The organism is Photobacterium marinum (assembly GCF_000331515.1).
GTDB lineage: Bacteria > Pseudomonadota > Gammaproteobacteria > Enterobacterales > Vibrionaceae > Photobacterium > Photobacterium marinum.
This window is the reverse complement of record NZ_AMZO01000021.1, coordinates 36,033-53,609: the sequence shown is the minus strand read 5'-3', so window position 1 is coordinate 53,609 and position 17,577 is coordinate 36,033. Positions and strand designations below refer to the sequence as shown.

General features: G+C 46.8%; 13 protein-coding genes. 6 read left to right on the top strand and 7 right to left on the bottom strand.

What is annotated here, in order from left to right:
* Positions 1 to 127 precede the first annotated feature (127 nt).
* A complete protein-coding gene (ydiJ, locus tag C942_RS14570; protein WP_007466894.1) occupies positions 128 to 3,202 on the top strand; it encodes a D-2-hydroxyglutarate dehydrogenase YdiJ in 3,075 nt (1,024 codons plus the stop codon).
* A gap of 34 nt (positions 3,203 to 3,236) precedes the next feature.
* Here ydiJ and C942_RS14565 read toward each other — a convergent pair whose 3' ends face one another.
* Positions 3,237 to 4,121 carry a LysR family transcriptional regulator gene (locus tag C942_RS14565; protein WP_007466893.1) on the bottom strand — a complete coding sequence of 295 codons (885 nt, stop codon included), beginning with the start codon at positions 4,119 to 4,121 and terminating at the stop codon, positions 3,237 to 3,239.
* Positions 4,122 to 4,296: 175 nt separating this feature from the next.
* Here C942_RS14565 and C942_RS14560 point away from each other — a divergent pair, with 175 nt between their 5' ends.
* Positions 4,297 to 4,980, top strand: a complete 684-nt coding sequence (locus tag C942_RS14560; RefSeq protein WP_007466891.1) for a cation transporter — start codon at positions 4,297 to 4,299, stop codon at positions 4,978 to 4,980.
* 114 nt (positions 4,981 to 5,094) lie between these two features.
* On the opposite strand, the gene C942_RS14555 is transcribed toward C942_RS14560, so the two are convergent.
* Positions 5,095 to 5,577: a LabA-like NYN domain-containing protein gene (locus C942_RS14555; protein WP_007466890.1), complete on the bottom strand. Its 483-nt coding sequence runs from the start codon at positions 5,575 to 5,577 to the stop codon at positions 5,095 to 5,097.
* A gap of 183 nt (positions 5,578 to 5,760) precedes the next feature.
* Here C942_RS14555 and C942_RS14550 point away from each other — a divergent pair, with 183 nt between their 5' ends.
* Positions 5,761 to 6,507, top strand: a complete 747-nt coding sequence (locus C942_RS14550) for a YggN family protein (RefSeq protein WP_007466888.1) — start codon at positions 5,761 to 5,763, stop codon at positions 6,505 to 6,507.
* Positions 6,508 to 6,648: 141 nt separating this feature from the next.
* A complete protein-coding gene (locus C942_RS25110) occupies positions 6,649 to 6,804 on the top strand; it encodes a hypothetical protein (RefSeq protein WP_007466886.1) in 156 nt (51 codons plus the stop codon).
* Positions 6,805 to 6,892: 88 nt separating this feature from the next.
* On the opposite strand, the gene C942_RS14540 is transcribed toward C942_RS25110, so the two are convergent.
* The gene (locus C942_RS14540) at positions 6,893 to 9,229 is read right to left on the bottom strand and encodes a YgiQ family radical SAM protein (protein WP_007466884.1); all 2,337 of its coding nucleotides are present in this window, start codon (positions 9,227 to 9,229) and stop codon (positions 6,893 to 6,895) included.
* Between the two features lie 509 nt (positions 9,230 to 9,738).
* Between C942_RS14540 and C942_RS14535 the strand changes: the two genes are divergently transcribed.
* Positions 9,739 to 9,963, top strand: a complete 225-nt coding sequence (locus tag C942_RS14535) for a hypothetical protein (protein ID WP_036800325.1) — start codon at positions 9,739 to 9,741, stop codon at positions 9,961 to 9,963.
* Between the two features lie 85 nt (positions 9,964 to 10,048).
* On the opposite strand, the gene C942_RS14530 is transcribed toward C942_RS14535, so the two are convergent.
* The 3 genes from C942_RS14530 to C942_RS14520 form a co-directional block, all read right to left on the bottom strand.
* A complete protein-coding gene (locus C942_RS14530) occupies positions 10,049 to 11,593 on the bottom strand; it encodes a methyl-accepting chemotaxis protein (RefSeq protein WP_007466877.1) in 1,545 nt (514 codons plus the stop codon).
* A gap of 188 nt (positions 11,594 to 11,781) precedes the next feature.
* Positions 11,782 to 13,134, bottom strand: coding sequence for an anaerobic C4-dicarboxylate transporter DcuC (gene dcuC / locus C942_RS14525; protein WP_007466875.1), 1,353 nt, complete (start codon positions 13,132 to 13,134; stop codon positions 11,782 to 11,784).
* Between the two features lie 297 nt (positions 13,135 to 13,431).
* Entirely contained in the window at positions 13,432 to 14,307 is an 876-nt protein-coding gene (locus tag C942_RS14520; RefSeq protein WP_007466872.1) for a LysR family transcriptional regulator, read from the bottom strand.
* Between the two features lie 104 nt (positions 14,308 to 14,411).
* Between C942_RS14520 and C942_RS14515 the strand changes: the two genes are divergently transcribed.
* Complete coding sequence (locus tag C942_RS14515) at positions 14,412 to 15,614, top strand: MFS transporter (RefSeq protein WP_007466870.1); 1,203 nt, start codon at positions 14,412 to 14,414, stop codon at positions 15,612 to 15,614.
* 25 nt (positions 15,615 to 15,639) lie between these two features.
* On the opposite strand, the gene C942_RS14510 is transcribed toward C942_RS14515, so the two are convergent.
* Positions 15,640 to 17,526, bottom strand: coding sequence for a methyl-accepting chemotaxis protein (locus tag C942_RS14510; RefSeq protein ID WP_007466868.1), 1,887 nt, complete (start codon positions 17,524 to 17,526; stop codon positions 15,640 to 15,642).
* Positions 17,527 to 17,577: the final 51 nt, after the last annotated feature.

The following is a 17,577-nucleotide window of genomic DNA, read 5'->3' as shown; positions in this document are numbered from 1 at the left end:
ATAAGGCTGCTTTATTGCTCTTCGTCACACTTTGTTTCATATACTTTGTGAGGTAAAGTGGATGAAAACGATCTTATAAGAGGCCAGTAGTCGTAGGATACGGCAGCAATACTGGACAAGGAGAGCAATGTTACCTGCACTGACACATCAGCACAGTATTGACGATGTCGTACTGTCTTTTCTGACTGAACTCGAAAACGCCGGTTTCAGCGGCGATATTGAGCAGACTTACGCCAGCCGTTTGGCTGTTGCTACCGATAACAGTGTTTATCAGCAATTACCGCAGGCGGTGGTTCTGCCAAGATCGGTCGACGATCTTATTCTGATAGGCAAAATGGGTAAGAACCCGGCCTATAAATCAGTCACTTTCTCGGCCCGTGGGGGGGGGACTGGCACCAATGGTCAGTCGCTGACACCGGGTATTGTGGTTGATTTGTCCCGCCATATGAATCAAATCCTTGAAGTGAACCCGGAGCAGGGGTGGGTCAGGGTTCAGACTGGTGTCGTAAAGGATCAACTGAATGATGCCTTGCGTCCGCATGGCTTTTTTTTCTCACCGGATCTGTCGACCAGTAACCGTGCAACCATTGGTGGCATGATTAATACCGATGCTTCCGGACAAGGCTCGCTTAAATACGGTAAAACGTCTGATCACGTGTTGTCACTGAAAGCCGTCCTTGCTGATGGTTCACTGTTGGATACTGAGCCCTTATCCCAGGCGGCTATTGCCGATATTCCTGATAACAGCGAACTGGCTACCGGTGCACTCAAAGTTGCTTCTCAAGTTTGCCGTGATAAACGTCAGCAGATCCTCGATAAATTCCCTCCGTTAAACCGTTTTCTGACTGGTTATGACCTGAAGAATGTTTATGATGAAGAGCTGAAAGAGTTCGATATCACTCGCTTGCTATGTGGCTCTGAAGGATCTTTGGCTTTTATTGCCGAAGCCAAACTCAATATTACCCCGATCCCGAAATCTCGTACCCTGGTTAACATTAAATACGACAGTTTCGATTCTGCGCTACGCAATGCTCCAATGATGGTGGAAGCTAAGGCACTGTCAGTCGAGACGGTTGACTCGCGGGTATTGAATCTCGCTAAGCAGGATATTGTCTGGCATACCGTCAGTGATTTATTGACCGATGTTCCCGGTAAAGAACTGCTGGGGATCAATATGGTGGAATACGCCAGCAATGACTCTGAAGAAAATCGGTCTCAGGTTGATGCTTTGTGTCAGCAGCTGGATAAGTTGATGGAGCAGGGCGAAAGCGGAGTTATCGGCTATCAGGTTTGTGATGATCTTGCCAGCATCCAGAAAATTTACGCCATGCGTAAGAAAGCGGTAGGTTTGCTGGGGGCCGCGAAAGGCAGTAAGAAGCCGGTCGCATTTGCAGAAGACACCTGTGTGCCACCTGAAAATCTGGCGGATTTCATTGCTGAGTTTCGTCAGCTACTTGATGATAAACAACTTGATTATGGCATGTTCGGTCATGTCGATGCTGGGGTGCTGCATGTTCGTCCTGCGCTGGATATGTGCGATCCGAACCAGGAACGCCTGATGAAGGAAATTTCTGATCAGGTGGTGGCGTTGGTGGCTAAATACGGCGGCCTGATGTGGGGGGAGCACGGTAAGGGTTATCGCTCTGAGTATGGTCCGGCGTTTTTCGGTGATGAGTTGTTTACTGAGCTGAGGCGCATTAAGGCGGCTTTTGACCCTGATAACCGGATGAACCCTGGTAAAATCTGTACGCCGCTGGACAGTGATGCTGACCTTGTGAAAGTCGATAGTGTAAAGCGTGGCTTTTATGATCGCCAGATCCCGCTAAAGGTGCGTGACAGCTTTAAACAGGCGATGGAATGTAACGGTAACGGCTTGTGTTTCAACTACGACACCAGTTCGCCGATGTGTCCGTCAATGAAGATCACAGCTGATCGTCGCCATTCACCGAAAGGCCGTGCCGGACTTGTTCGTGAATGGCTGAGACAGTTAGCAGAGCTGGGGATTGATCCGACCAAGCTTGAAACAGAGTTGATGACAAAGGCGCCGACTATTAAGCAGATCATTGATCGTTTCCGTAATACTTTCGGCAAAGGGCGAAATGAGTACGATTTTTCTCATGAAGTAATGGATGCGATGAATGGTTGTTTGGCTTGTAAAGCCTGTGCCAGCCAGTGTCCTATCAAAGTTGATGTTCCAAGCTTCCGGGCGCGTTTTCTGAACCTGTATTACAGTCGCTATCAGCGTCCGGCCAAAGATTACCTGGTGGCTTATGTTGAAAATTACCTGCCGTTGATGGCAAAGGCACCGGCCACATTCAATGCCCTTATGAGACCAGAATGGTCGAAAAAGCTGACGGAAAAAACTATCGGCTATGTTGATATGCCGAGCCTGTCTGTTCCTACCCTGAAAGAAGGTCTGGACGGCCACCATTCGACACGCTTTGATTTGCATTGGCTGCAGGTATTGTCTGAACGTGAACGCCAGGACTATGTGCTGATTGTCCAGGATCCGTTTACCAGTTTCTATGATGCAGAAGTGGTCAGGGATTTTGTTTTCTTGATTGAGAAGTTGGGCAAGAAACCTATGTTGGTGCCGTTTAAGCCTAATGGCAAGGCGCAACATATTAAAGGTTTCCTACGTCAGTTTGCCAGAACCGCACAGAACACTGCAGAGTTCCTGAATCAGCTGGCTGATCTGGGCATACCTATGGTGGGCGTGGATCCTGCTTTGGTTCTTTGTTACCGCGATGAATACAACGAGATTCTGGGGGACAGCCGAGGTGATTTTCAGGTGCTGACAGCACATGAATGGTTGTTGCCATTGCTGAATGAATTCCCGTCTTACCCGCTGCGTAAAGAAGATATTTGGTATTTGTTTGCGCACTGTACGGAGAAAACCCGATTACCTAATGCAGAAGCAGAATGGGGAACCATTTTTGCCCGTTTCGGCGCTAATTTACAGCCTGTTTCAGTCGGGTGCTGTGGTATGGCGGGTACTTTCGGGCATGAAAAAGATAAGGTGGAATGGTCGAAGAATATCTACGGTCTTAGCTGGCAGCCAAATCTTGAGCAACTTGATAACGAGCGTTGTATGGCGACAGGTTATTCATGTCGGAGTCAGGTGAAACGCCTGGAGCATATCAAGATGAAACATCCGGTTCAGGTGTTGCTGCGTATAGTTAACAACTTACCAACTTGCTAATTTATCCTGAAATAAGAGCTAACTACTAGCGTAGCTAGTGGTTAGCTTTAAGCAAGTATTCCTCAAGCTGTTCTGAAAGCCACTGAATTATTTCCCCGCGTCGTGATTCTGCAGGGCTTATTTCGCCGTAAGTCTGCCAGTTCATGGCTTTGTTATGTTTCAGTACTTTTATCGTCCCTTTGCGCAGGTATTGATTGATCAGCAGGGCTGGAACATAAGACCAGCCTGTACCATCCAGTACAGCATCTCTCAGGTGCTCAAAGAACGGCAGGGCGATAAATTTGCTGGTATGGGGATTCACCGGCTTCAGGCCATTTTCGTCTATATAAGCCAGTACGACTTCTGTATAAAGCGCCAGATCTGTGCTTAACACCTTTCGCAACCGGCTCAACGGATGATCTTTGTGCGCAACAGACATCATCCGGATTTGTCCCAGTTCCAGGTGGTTGGAATGGGTCAGTTGCTGATTCGGAGGAAGGAGACAATAAGCCACATCGATGATGTTTTGCTGTACCATCTCTTCCAGCTCAGGTGGCGGTGCAACATAAATTGAGATGCTGGTGCCGGGGAATTTTTCACTGAGCTGCTGAACCAGCTTTCGCCACAAGGATTCTGGTAAAGCATCATCTCTCGCGATTCGCAGGGCCGATTCGACACCGTCGTTATGGTGTTGGCATTTAGATTTAATTTCATCGGCGATCATCAGTAAACGCTCACAATCATTGGCAATGGCTTCACCGATATCTGTCAATTGAACCGTGTTTCCGCTGCGTCTAAGCAGGCTAACACCAAGTTCGTCTTCAAAAGCGCTGATAGCTGCGCTTACAGTTGTGCGGCTTTTATCGAGCTTACGAGCGGCTTCGGCAATGGAACCGCACTGACCGGTATGGATAAACATTTCTATCTGGCTGACTTTCATGGTTAAGCCCTTGTATTTGATATGAACATGAAGTTAGGCTTCGTTTTTGATTTTTTCAGCGACGAAAAATTTAGCGCTCAGTGATTGTAGCAATAAAAAAATATTAGGTAACATTAACTTAGTTACATAAGTGAAGTGTGTCCGACGAAAATAACGTCGGTTGGTTGAGGTGTTTATGTCTTGTAATGTGCAGCTTGAACGTCGCCTGCTGCAGTTTTCGACCATGTCCTCTTTCTTATTTGCCATCATGGGCATTGGGTTAGGACTGTGGATGGGCTCTCTGGTCATCGTATTTGATGGTGCTTATTCATTTATCAGCCTTGCATTAACCGTGGTTTCACTTTTAGCCGCTGCTTATATCCGTAAACCTGAAGTGGCAAATTCTTCTCACACGGTTGCGAAAATCGAACCCGCAGTTATTGCCTTTAAAGGTATGGTAATTACTGTAATGTGTTGTATTTCGTTCTATTCGGCTGTGGTTGCGATTATTAACGGCGGGCGAGAAGTTGATACCGGGTTGGCTTTATTGTTTGGTGTGATCAACGTAGTCGGTTGTACTGCAACCTACCTGGTGCTTAAAAGCAAAGGCCAGCAAGCACGTTCGGCGTTGGTGGAAGCCGAGTCAAAGCAGTGGGTAATGGATACTGTGATCAGCGGGGCGGTGATGTGTGGTTTTATTATCGCTACGGTTATGACTTGGACAGGCTATGGCGAGTATGCTGCTTATGCGGATCCCGTGATGGTTGTGGTTGCGTCTGTGTATTTTGTGATTGTGCCGCTGAAAATGGTTTATGACGCGGTGAATGAACTTAGGGGGTTATCCCGAACTCAATATGACGAAGTCTCAGAATTGAGTTAATGCTTAAAACCGTTCACATATCGAAGTGAAGATTTAGGCGGGAAGGTGTAAACCTCCCCGCTTTCTTTATTGGCTTTTCTCGTTGATAAATTGCCAAGATAAGCCGCTAAAGTTCTATTTGTGGCAAAGCAGCAGCGTTTGTTCGATTTCACGGAAAAATGACGCGGTATTAATCAGCGATCCTGCGGTCAGCCCCGGCACACCGTAAATCTCAACTTGGGTGCTGTATTTTGTCTGGACTTTATCGACAAGCAGATCAAAATCACCGTCACCGGAGAGCAGAATAATGCGGTCAACGTCCGGAGCATGTTCGATTACATCCAGAGTGATACCGACATCCCAGTCACCTTTTGCCGAGCCGTCGCTGCGCTGGATAAAAGGTTTCAGTTTAACTTCAAAGCCAATACCGCGGAGGATATTTTGAAACTGACGTTGCTTTTCGTCACCGCGATGGATGGCATAGGCGTAGGCTGCGACGACTTCACGATCTTGCGTGGCTTCAGCCCAGAAAGCGTTGTAATCGAAATTGCAGCCATAGGTATCTTTGACTGTGTAATAGATGTTTTGAACATCAACAAAAATAGCGACTTTTTCCACAATAACTCGTAGCAAATAAATGACGATGCACAGAGTGCCTATTCACGGAAGAAAACTCAAGTCACAAAGGCCTATAAACATAGATTATGTTTGAACTTTGAAGAATGATTGCGGACTTGTAGAGTGGCCTGAAACGTGTGACAGTATCAATGAGTCAGATATTTAGATTTGCAGAGAAGAATTATGCTGATGAAAAAAGTGCTGGTGGCAGGGTTATTACTTAGCTCGGCAAGCGTATATGCGCAAAGTTGTCCGGTTGATGTTCAGAATGAAATTCACATCGACGGTGAACAGGTATCTGTTTATCAGGAAGGGCAGCCGAAAATGCTGATAGATGAAAACAACCAGGTCTATATCAATGGTAAAAAGGTAGATTTGGATGCAATGCAGCAGAGAGCCGTAGCGGCCTACAGCCATGGGGTGAAAGAATATTTGCCCAAGATGGCTGATATTGCCAATGACGGAGTAGGTATTGCCGGGGATATTCTGAACGAAGTGTCATCGAGCTTTGATTCAAAAGCTTCTTTTGCCAAGGTTGAGGCGCTGATTGGTGAATACGGTCAGAAAGCGCATGACAAGTTTTATCAAAATGGCGAATTCGTCATGCCTGCCGATATGTTTCAGACAGTTGATACAGACTGGAAACAGGAGTTCGATCAGGCGATGAAACACGTTAGTGTCGAGTCGATGTCAGGTTTGTTTGCTGCTTTATCGCAGGAGATGAAAGACGGCGAGATTAACTTCACTGAGCTTCAGAAAAAGTTCTCTGAAATGAAAGCCAGGATTGAAGAGAAAGTTCGAGCCCGTTCTGGTGAAGTCTCTGAGAAAGCAAATGAATTGTGTGATTCAATTCAGGGGCTTGCTCAAGAGGAAAAAGAGCTACATCGCACCATTCCTGAACTGAAAAACTACCAGATGTTTGAGATCTGATAGGCCAGATCAGTGTTTGGTTTGGCATAGATTAAACGAGTTAGGAAAATAATGTTGCCTCACTTGATGTTAGAGACAAACCTGACTTGTAATATGTGTTAAAGTGCATTGGTGGATAAGTGAGATAGCCGAGGTAGGACAATGTTAAAGCTTGCCGTTATTTTGGTGCTATTGATGCTGGGTATTTTGGCAACGAAATACCTTGATGAGAAATCGCAGCAGAAACTGTTAGTTGGCCTAGGTATCATTGTCGGCTGTGCGGTGGCTTTCCTTATGGCAACAGAGCTGATGCGCTAGCCAGATAAAGAAAAACACAGAATACTGAATAAAACAAAGCCCGCAAGAATGTGGGCTTTGTTTTTATCGGATGGCTAGTACAGGGGAATTACCTTGCCTTGGCACGACTACGGTTTGGTTTTCCGTTTCCGCCCTGACGAGGCTTCGAGCCAGCCGGCTTACCATTGCTGCCATTGCGGTTTGGACGACCGGTATTATTACCGTTACCGTTGCGGTTACCAGCGGGTTTACCGTTATGACCATTGCCGTGTTTCGCGTCTGGTTTGCCTTTGTTATTGCCGCCGTTTCGGTTGCCGGACTGACGCTTGCCATCAGTGCGGATATCCGGCTGTTTGGCATGCTTGGTTGCAAAGCGTTTGGCACCATGACGACCGGAACCACGACGTTGTGCCGGTGTTAGTTCAGCTTCGCTGCCTTCAGCCGGTATCAGGCAACCCGGACGATCACCGATCAGGTGCTTTTTGCCCATGTTGACCAGCGCTTCTCGAAGCAACGGCCAGTTCGCAGGATCGTGATAGCGAAGAAGAGCTTTGTGCAGGCGACGCTGGCGCTCACCTTTGGCAACAAACAAATCCTCACGCTTCTTGTATTTCACACGCTTCAGCGGGTTGGTTTCCGAATGGTACATCGCGGTTGCGTTACACATAGGCGACGGGTAGAAGTTCTGTACCTGATCGCACTGGAAATCATTTTCCTTCAGCCATAGCGCCAGATTCAGCATGTCCTCATCTGTTGAGCCTGGGTGCGCTGAAATGAAGTAAGGGATCAGGTACTGTTTTTTACCTGCCTCTTTACTGTATTTCTCGAACAGCTCTTTGAAGCGGTCGTAAGTGCCCATACCCGGTTTCATCATCAGATCCAGAGTGCCTTTCTCTGTGTGCTCCGGTGCGATCTTCAGGTATCCGCCAACGTGGTGGGTAACCAGTTCACGGATGTATTCCGGCGATTCGATAGCCAGGTCATAACGGACACCGGAAGCAATCATGATCTTTTTGATACCGTCGACCTTGCGGGCTTTGCGGTACAGATCAATGGTGTGCTTATGGTCAGTGTTCAGCTTCCTACAGATCTCCGGGAAGATACAGGAAGGACGACGACAGTTAGCTTCCGCTCGCGGATCAGAACAACCCAGTCGATACATGTTAGCTGTCGGGCCACCAAGGTCCGAAATCGTGCCGGTAAAGCCTGGAACCTTGTCGCGGATATCTTCCAGCTCGTTCAGGATCGATTCTTGTGAGCGGTTCTGAATAATGCGGCCTTCGTGCTCGGTGATAGAACAGAATGAGCAACCGCCGAAACAGCCACGCATAATGTTCACACTGGTTTTGATCATGTCGTATGCCGGGATCTTGGCCTTACCGTATGAAGGGTGTGGCACGCGGGCATAAGGAAGACCGAATACGAAGTCCATCTCTTCAGTTGTCAGCGGGATTGGCGGCTTGTTAATCCAAAGATCACGGTCACCGTGTTTCTGGATTAGCGCACGGGCTGAATGCGGGTTAGCCTCCAGGTGCATTACTCGGCTGGCATGAGCATAAAGAATACGGTCATTACGCAGCTTTTCGTATGACGGCAGACGCACAGCCGTGTATTCAGAATCATGGCGTGATGGCTGAATCTGAATTGGTTTCGCTTCCGGTTCCTTCTGCGCTTTATTGGTTTCACAGTTGGATTCGGTTGCGTAAGGGTTTGGCATCTGCATTGCCTTGCCCGGCTTTTCGATACGGCTTGAATCGATTTCCTGATAGCCTTCAGGAACTTCTTTCATGATTACTGCAGTACCGGCAATATTGGTCATGTTTGCGATGTCTTCACCGTTTGCCAGGCGATGAGCGACTTCAACCAAAGCACGTTCTGCGTTACCGAACAGCAGAATATCGCCCTTGGCATCAAACAGGACTGAGCGGCGTACTTTATCTGACCAGTAGTCATAGTGAGCCAAGCGACGCAGGCTGGCCTCAATACCGCCAAGTACGATAGGGGTATCTTTATAAGCTTCACGGCAGCGTTGTGAGTAAACAAGCACGGCACGGTCAGGACGCTTACCACCTTCGTTATTTGGCGTATAGGCATCATCATGGCGAAGCTTGCGATCAGCCGTATAGCGGTTGATCATTGAATCCATGTTACCGGCAGTAATACCGAAGAACAGGTTCGGTTTCCCCAGCTCCATGAAGGCGTCTTTGTTGTTCCATTCCGGCTGGGCAATAATACCGACCCTGAACCCCTGTGATTCCAGCAGGCGGCCAATGATAGCCATACCAAAGCTTGGGTGGTCAACGTAGGCATCACCGGTAACGATGATGATGTCACAGCTATCCCAGCCTAGCGCATCCATTTCCTTGCGAGTAGTCGGCAGGAAGGGTGCGGTGCCGTAGCATTCCGCCCAGTATTTCGGGTATTCATTAATCTTTTGTAAAGTCATTTGCTTACAGTTGCTTGCTTACTTTAAGGGGCATAAAAGGGGCAGTTCGCTTTGCGCGATTGTTATTAATCTTTGGTGCCCCAGCCGATAACATTCCGCATATTGGATGCGTTATGCCTGAATGAGTTTATAGCCAGTATTAATCATGGTTCGCAGCTCTGTACCTTCATCGGTCAGAAGCCGAATAAAACAGGGAGAGACCATCATCTCTGTATTGTTGCCGAAGTCGACAAACACAGAGGGCTACAAAAAGGGCATGAGTTTACCATGTTCAGGCTGTAATACATCAATTTCTCTTGCTGAATACATGAATGTTAGTTGTTATTGAAGGATTTGTGCTTTTATTGCGGTTTTTGATGGCAATAACCACAAATTATCACAGGTTTTAAGCGGGTGAAGTTGATCATATGATTGGCATCAGCTAAGTCATAATTCTTGTATATAACGCACAATACGCTATTCTGTATCGCGACAGGCAGTCGTAGTGGTTTTTAGCGGAACAGGAAAATATGTACACAATATTTTCGTTGCTCAAGTGGGTGGTTTTGTTCTACCTGGTTAAAATAGGGCGTATTTCTGAATCGACTTTTTTGAAGTTCAAGCGTTTGACATTAAGCATGCTGACAATGGCGATGCTGCATGTCTCTATGGCTGTCCATCTGGTTGAATCGGTAGACTTGGTGAACAATGGGACCGGTGATGGTTACTATTTAAGGCGTGACATTAGTATTTGATTTTGAAGAAGGCACAGCTGGTTACGCTGTGCCTATTAGTATTTCTTGCTCTGTGAATAATATAACCTCCTCAGATAAGCCATTTCTATCCAAAGGATTTTGCGAGTCCTTTTAACAGTGAAATCTTTTCCTGCATTTGATGCGATGACTGTTCCAATTGTTCTATCTGAGCTAGGTTGCTTGTTGATGAATCAGAAATGTGATGAACATTCTGGCTGATATCGGCTGATACTGTTCCTTGTTGTTCGGCTGCTGTTGCTATTTGGGTTGCGATATCAGAGATTTCATCAACCATAGTAATGACTTCATGTATGTTGCCGGCAGTAGTTTCGGTGTTTTCGACACATAAACGGGTTCTTTCAATGCTTTCAGTTGTCCGTGTCTGCCACTCGCTGAGGCTGGCATGAATGCTTTCGATGCTGGTCTGAATTTTCTCGGTCGCTCCGTGGGTGCGCTGAGAAAGGGCGCGAACTTCATCGGCAACAACGGCAAAGCCACGTCCCTGCTCTCCGGCCCGGGCTGCCTCAATTGCAGCGTTGAGCGCCAGCAAGTTAGTTTGTTCGGCAATGCCTTGAATTTCGCTCATCATAGCTTCGATTTGTTCCGAAATTTTCACTAGAGCTTGTGCTGTTTCTGCGGTTTTTTGTGTTTCAAGCGCCAGCTCATCCATTGCGTTTTGAGTGACATTCAACGCTTCAGAGGTTCTTGCGCATTGCTCTTGAGCGGCATATGCCTTATCGGCTGTCTGCTGGGTATTTTGCGCGATTTCACCGGATACGGCCGACAGTTCTGCGACGGCTGTCGCTATCATTTGGGTTTCCTGATCCTGTTGAGTAATCGCATCTTTGGAAGTGAGTGATATTTGATGCAAGTTTTCGGATACATTAACCAAAGCGACAGAGGCATCATCAACACGACCCAGTACTGTTTTCAGTCTGGCGTCGTTAAGCTGAAGGTGGAAATCAGCAATGGATGCTTTTGAATCGCCACTGTAAATAATTCGGGTAAGGCTATCGTATTCTTGGGTTAGCTGTTCGAAAAACAACGGGGTAGAAAACAGCTCTTTACGGTAAAGCAAAAACAAGAGCGTGACAGGAAATAGGGAGCTGATAGCAGCGTATTCAGCCATGAAGTAATGAGCCATTGCGATGGTGACCGTTGTTATCAATGCTGCAAGTCCAAGCTTTTGCCAAACAGACAAGTGAAAGGAGTAGGGATTGTTTTTGTTGTTAAGCTGCAGGTAAACCCTGGTGGCGTTGTTGACCATTTGCTGGCTGGGCTTTCTTCGGACAGATTGGTAACCGCAAACCCGGTTATTTTCGTAGAGTGGTGTGACATAGGCATCGACCCAGTAGAAGCTGCCGTCTTTACAACGATTTTTTACCACCCCTCGCCACGGTTTTTCGTCTTTCAGATGTTGCCAGAGGTCGGCAAAGGCTTCGGGTGGCATATCCGGATGACGGATGATATTGTGGTTATGGCTGACCAGTTCTTCTTCCGAGTAACCACTGACATTAATGAACTCTTCATTGGCATAAGTGATAATACCTTTCAGGTTCGTAGTGGTTACCAGTTGGGCATTTTGTTCCAACACGACTTCTTTGTCAGTTACATAGCGATTCTTTCGCATTGAAAATCCCTCTTCATTACATCAATTTATGGCTTGACGACAGAGGCGGTACAAGGTGCTCTACAAGTCATTGTTCGGTTTGGTATTCCTGCAACAATACGGTATAAACGCCGTTCACTAATAAATCTAGATGCATATAAAAGAAAAGCCCACAATTAGTGGGCTTTTGTCGGGATATGGTCGAGTTTTTATGCCGGAACCATGATTTGTGTAGCAACAATAACAATTACTACACCAACGAAGACCGGTACAGATGTACGTTTAACGACGTCAAATGGAGACAGTTTTGCCATACCTGATACCGCAACAACCACGCCAGATACCGGAGAAACGGTACGGCCAAGGTTAGATGCCTGAAGCATTGGAACAACCAGGTAAGCCGGGTTGATGCCCATTTTCGCAGCAAGGCTTGGGATCAGCTCTACGAATGCGTAGAAAGGTGCGTTACCTGAACCTGTAGTGATCGCGGCAATAGTGGTAATTGCAACCAGCAGGATCATCAGGAAGATACCGCCTGCACCGGCAACCTCTGCCAAGTGAAGTAGGTTGTCGATAAAGCCGACAGCTTTCAGACCCTGAGCAAATACACCTGCGGCAATCAACAGCATAACAACGCTTGAGAAGGCTTCAGCCATGCCCTGGTAAGCGGCGTTCAGACCTTCAAATACGGCATTGGCTTTACGGTGGCGGATAAGTTCGATGATCGCAGCCAGGAACATGCAGATAACCAGAATGGTTACGATGTGCAGTTCAGGCAGAAGCTTACCGCTGAACAGCAGAACGCCGATGATTGGTGTGAAAGGCAGAATGCAGAAGAACTTAGGTGCATCGACTTTTAGTTCACTGACATCCAGTTTTTCATGAACAACACCTTCTTTGTCATCCAGGTAGCGCTGCCAGAAGAAGTGCGCGGTTGCCATACCGATAATGGCGATAATTGAGATTGGCAGGGTAGTTTTGAATGCAAAGTCGATCAGTTCCATATTGGCTGATTCTGCTGCAATGATTACGTCGCCTGAAGTCGGTGACAGAATAATCGCTGCCGGTGATGCACAAATTGCGGCTGCCGCACCACGGCTGATACCCATGTTAACCATTACCGGGAACAGGGTTGCCATCAGCAATACACCAAGGCCAGTTGCAGAAGCAACAGCCAGTGACATCAGGCAAGCAACAAAGTAAGCCGCAACCATCAGTACATATGGTGATTTGATGAACTGCAATGGTTTTGAGGCCATTTTAACAACCATGTCGTTGGCACCGATCTTGGTCATATAAGTGGCAAAACCACACAGGATCATGATCATCATACCAAGACCACCGGCACGGTAGCCCAGCAGGTATTTGATGTATTCGAAAACGTCAGTAGCCGCGTTACCCGTTGAGGTAACACCGGTTGGCAAAACGTCTTTACCTAATGCAGCAGTGATAGCGAGCAGAATAATACCGCCGGTCAGTAGCACTCCAGTTGCTGTGTATCCTTTAAAAATGTAACGGCCTACACCCACAGCGACCAGAAGACCAATAAGTAGTTCCAACATGGAAAAGTCCTCTAAACCATAAAAATAAGACAAATAAAGTCGAAATGTGCACCAGATCAAAATACTTTGTTACACATTATTTCTGGAGAAATTTACCGTAAAAACACGTATTTAACGACATGAAATGGTTGTGTTTATGATCTGAAACAGTATTTTTATTTGATGGTTATAGGGCTGATATCATTGTGATAAATTTGATTTTCCGGATTGTTTTTGCAGTGTTAAATCATAACTTTGGGAGATACTTCCAACGAATGCATTATGGTCAAATGCAATGCTCTTTTAACGTCAGAAATATCAATTATTTGTGGTGCTTTTGAGAAACTCCATAAAGGCTCGATCAGCAATAGAGAGGTAACCGTTTTTACGCCAGGCAATAGCGATTTCCAGGTCGACTCTGTCTGTGAAAGGAACGGCAACCACGTCTTTTTCGTGCTCAGTTACCATTTCAAGCAGGGCTGTGATTGCAAAGTCATTACGGACAATTTTCAGAATCATCTGAAGCAGATTGGTTTCAAAAGCTATATGTGGTTCGAAGCCATGTTGTAGACACACGCTGTCGATAAATTCTCGGTGGAAATAACCTTCTTTGAACATCACCAGTTCATGTTTAAAAAATTCACTGAAGGTGATCGATTCTTGTTGTGTCAGCTCACTGTCTTTGCTGACAACTGCCACCATCTGTGAGCTAAGAAGATGCTCTGTTTCCAGGTGTTCGGGCACATCGGCATTGTGGATTATGCCGAGGTCTAATTCACCGTTGAGCAACATTTTACGAATAGATTGGGTGCCAGCTTCAACAATAGTCAGTTTGAGGTTCGGATAGCGACTTTTGAAGCCCATCAGGATTTCCGGGAAATAGTATGATCCCAGCATACTTGGCAGACCGAGCCGGACTTCACCTTTCTCCAGTCCTTTCAGTTCGGCCATTGCAATATTGGCATCTTTCACCTGCTGAAGTATTAATCGGGCATGAGTCAGCAAAGTCTCACCTTCATGGGTCAGCACCACTTTGCGTTCATTGCGGTGAAACAAGGGTAACTCCAGCTGCCCTTCCAGTTTTTTGATTGCAACGCTTAGTGCTGGCTGGGCGATATTCAGCCGCTCGGCGGCACGAGTAAAGTTAGCTGTTTCGGCGAGTGTGACAAAGTAGGTGAGTTGGCGAATATTCATGGCTATAAACTTTGTTTATCGTAGTTATACTTTTAATATATTTTCATTATTAAGGGTGGATTGCTACCGTTTTAATAGATTTTTAACGTTTGGCAGTTACAACCATGATTGATATTAAAACGCTCGAATACAAGCGTGCGAGCTTTGCCCTGGCTGTAGGGTCTTTTCTGATATTTTGTAATTTGTATCTCTTCCAGCCGATGTTGCCATTGATGGCTGATGAGTTCTCGGCAAGTGCGACTCAGGTTAACTGGTTGCTGGCAGCGGGGACACTGGCATTAGCTGTCATGCTGGTGCCTTGGGCGGTGAGTTCTGAAGTGGTTGGGCGTCGACGGATCATGTTGGTCAGTCTGTTTTTGTTGCCTGTCATTGGTATGCTGATGTTGTTCGCCGAAGGTTTGTTGATGCTTAGCCTGACAAGAGCTGCGATGGGGGCTGCTCTGGCTGGTTTTGCTGCGGTGGCCGTTGCTTATATGGCGGAGGAGTTTACATCAAGGGCTTTAATGTTGGCGGTTGGCAGTTATATCAGTGCAAATTCTCTCGGTGGAATTGCCGGTCGTTTGGTTGGTGGGTTTCTCTCTGATCATTGGGGATGGCATGTCGCAGTGGTAGCAATGTCGATTTTCAGTTTAGCCGGAGCCATTTTGGTTTGCTGGTTGTTGCCAAAACAAAAGAATTTCAAACCCAGAAAAGGGCAGCTTAATGTCCACCTGATTAGTGTTATAGAGCATTTGAGAATACCTGTTCTCAGGTATGCCATGCTGATTGGCGGAGTAAACTTTGCCCTGTTTGTTAACCTCTATTCGGTAATGGGGTTCCGCCTTGTCGCTGAGCCGTATTCAGTACCTGTCAGCTGGGCTTCAATGATCTTCTTGTGCTACCTCAGTGGTACGGTTACGGCCCGGCTTAGTGGTCAGTGGAGTTTAAAACACAGCCCGGTGACAGGCATGATCCTTGGTACAACAATTAGCTTACTCGGTATGTGGGTTGCGGCAGCCGACAGTATTGCGGCGATGCTGGCTGGTCTGATGCTTATTAGTTCCGGCTCGTTCTTCTCTCATTCATTGGCTTATGCCTGGGTAAGCCAGAAGGCTGTTAGAGCTAAAGCCACTGCTACGGCACTCTATTTGGTTCATTATTATGTCGGTGGCAGCTTAGGTGGTTTTTATCTGATTGCCTGCTGGCAATATGCGGCATGGTCGGGTGTACTGGTTGGTGGCTCAGTTCTGTATGGATTGATTTATTTTCTTTGCTTCATTCTGAGTAAAGAAAAAGCCGCAGCAGAAATAACAGCAACCACGGCTTAACGGAGAGAAGAGGTGGATGGTCGAATCAGAATTTGAACTGGCCGACTACTTCGTCAAGTTGCTGCGCCATTTTCGACACATTCTGGCTTGCTTTAGATGATTGACTGACCGCAGTGGCGGTATTCATGGCCAGCTCTGAAATTTGGGTGATGTTCTTATCAATTTCGGCCGACACCATAGCCTGTTGCTCCGAGGCTGAGGCTATTTGAATGTTCTTGTCAGAGATCTCTGTAATGGCGGCAACAATGCGGTTAACGGCGTCAGTCGCCTGATTGGTCTGACTGACAGTAACCTCCGTCTGCTTCTGACTTTTCTGCATGATATCGACGCTTTCAGCCACGCCATGATGCAATTTGTCTATGGTGTTCTCTATCTCTTGGGTCGAACTGTGGGTGCGCTGAGCCAACTGGCGAACTTCGTCTGCAACAACAGCAAATCCCCGGCCATGTTCACCGGCTCGCGCGGCTTCAATTGCCGCATTGAGTGCCAGAAGGTTGGTTTGCTCCGTGATTTCACGAATAACGCCGATCACTTTGTTAATATTGGCACTTTCGACTTCTAAGCGTTCTATCAATGACTGTGAGCTGGCGATGTCTGTTGCCAGTGCTTTAATAGATTGACCTGCTTGCTGACTGATTTGCAGACTCTGGCCAGCTTCTTCTTTTACGCGTTCCGCGGCATTGGCGGCATCATTGATGTTGCTGGCGATTTCATTACTGGTCGCCAGTAATTCGTTGATGGCCGCTGCAACACTTGATGATTCGCTTTGTTGCTCTTCGGCGTTTGTTAGACTGTTGGCCGATGCAGCGGTTGATTCTTTGGCTGCACCGGACAGCGATTGAGATATATCTGCGATACCAGAGATGATGGACTGGAGTTTTGAGGTGAATTTATCAAAGGAGTGGCTTAACTGAGCCAGTTCGTCATTGCCGGTGTCGTTCATCCGGACTGTCAGATCGCCGTTACCTTCCGCTATGTCTTTCATCATACGGTTGACGTTACTCAGGCGACGGGTGATTTGATGGCTGATAAACAGCAAGACAATACTCATAATGACAGTGATGAAGGCGCCGACAATACCCAGCGTTAAGCGCTCTCTGGCCTGTAGTGTACTGATTTCATTTAATATGGTCCGTTCCAGTTGATTGAGATCTTGCTCTAAGGTTCTGACTGCTTTGCGAAGCTCGCCATATAAACCATCGGTATAACTGAAACCAATCGTCGCGTAACCTTCCACTAATTCGTCAAACATGATTTGGTACATGGTTAGGTTTCGCCTCAGTGATCTGAGTTCTGCTCTGCTGTAGGGCTTGTCTTTGATGGTTTGCTGCAGCGTATCAAGATTATTGTTGAAGTAAGTCTGGTGTTCCGGGTTTTTGGTGATGATGAAGTCTTTTTCATTGCGTCTCAGAGTGAGCAACATGCGGTAAAGCTGTTCATCTCCGGTCATCAGGATGGCCTCTTCGGCTGTGTTGGCGGCATTAGCTATATTGCCTCGTAAGCCTTCATCCATATTCAGACCAATCAGGATAGCCTGATCGGTAATCACATTAAATTGCGTGGAGTACTGGTCTAGTGCAGCTAAGGCATGATTAAAACCGGCTTCATGCTGCGGGTTATATTTTCCTAATGTGTCTTTGACTCGGTTGAGCCTGTTGGTAAGTGTGCTCTGGTCCTGGTTGAATTTTTTGATGTAGGTCGCATCAAGTCGGGTAAGGAAGTCTTTTTCATGACGCCTGAGTTTAAGCAGATCAGTTTTGCTTTGAGCTGTTTGCTGAGCGGCTGTTTGTAATTCTTCGACTTTGGTGAAAGAGAGCTTTTCGAACAGGGCAAAGCCGGCCATAGCGGCAATAAGAAGAAAGCTGATGAGGTACAGCTTTGCTTTAATCGTTTGAAAGGAAAGTATGCGCATTAAGTGACTCCCGTAGGTGTTGTAAACGTTGCCAACGAATAACGATTGCCA

What these genes read in the sequence shown, in the direction of transcription:
- C942_RS14535 (WP_036800325.1), top strand. Translation starts at nt 9,739, where the DNA reads ATGTACACAATATTTTCGTTGCTCAAGTGGGTGGTTTTGTTCTACCTG.
- C942_RS14530 (WP_007466877.1), bottom strand. Translation starts at nt 11,593, where the DNA reads ATGCGAAAGAATCGCTATGTAACTGACAAAGAAGTCGTGTTGGAACAA.
- C942_RS14520 (WP_007466872.1), bottom strand. Translation starts at nt 14,307, where the DNA reads ATGAATATTCGCCAACTCACCTACTTTGTCACACTCGCCGAAACAGCT.
- C942_RS14540 (WP_007466884.1), bottom strand. Translation starts at nt 9,229, where the DNA reads ATGACTTTACAAAAGATTAATGAATACCCGAAATACTGGGCGGAATGC.
- dcuC (WP_007466875.1), bottom strand. Translation starts at nt 13,134, where the DNA reads ATGTTGGAACTACTTATTGGTCTTCTGGTCGCTGTGGGTGTAGGCCGT.
- C942_RS14560 (WP_007466891.1), top strand. Translation starts at nt 4,297, where the DNA reads ATGTCTTGTAATGTGCAGCTTGAACGTCGCCTGCTGCAGTTTTCGACC.
- C942_RS14510 (WP_007466868.1), bottom strand. Translation starts at nt 17,526, where the DNA reads ATGCGCATACTTTCCTTTCAAACGATTAAAGCAAAGCTGTACCTCATC.
- ydiJ (WP_007466894.1), top strand. Translation starts at nt 128, where the DNA reads ATGTTACCTGCACTGACACATCAGCACAGTATTGACGATGTCGTACTG.
- C942_RS14550 (WP_007466888.1), top strand. Translation starts at nt 5,761, where the DNA reads ATGCTGATGAAAAAAGTGCTGGTGGCAGGGTTATTACTTAGCTCGGCA.
- C942_RS14515 (WP_007466870.1), top strand. Translation starts at nt 14,412, where the DNA reads ATGATTGATATTAAAACGCTCGAATACAAGCGTGCGAGCTTTGCCCTG.
- C942_RS25110 (WP_007466886.1), top strand. Translation starts at nt 6,649, where the DNA reads ATGTTAAAGCTTGCCGTTATTTTGGTGCTATTGATGCTGGGTATTTTG.
- C942_RS14565 (WP_007466893.1), bottom strand. Translation starts at nt 4,121, where the DNA reads ATGAAAGTCAGCCAGATAGAAATGTTTATCCATACCGGTCAGTGCGGT.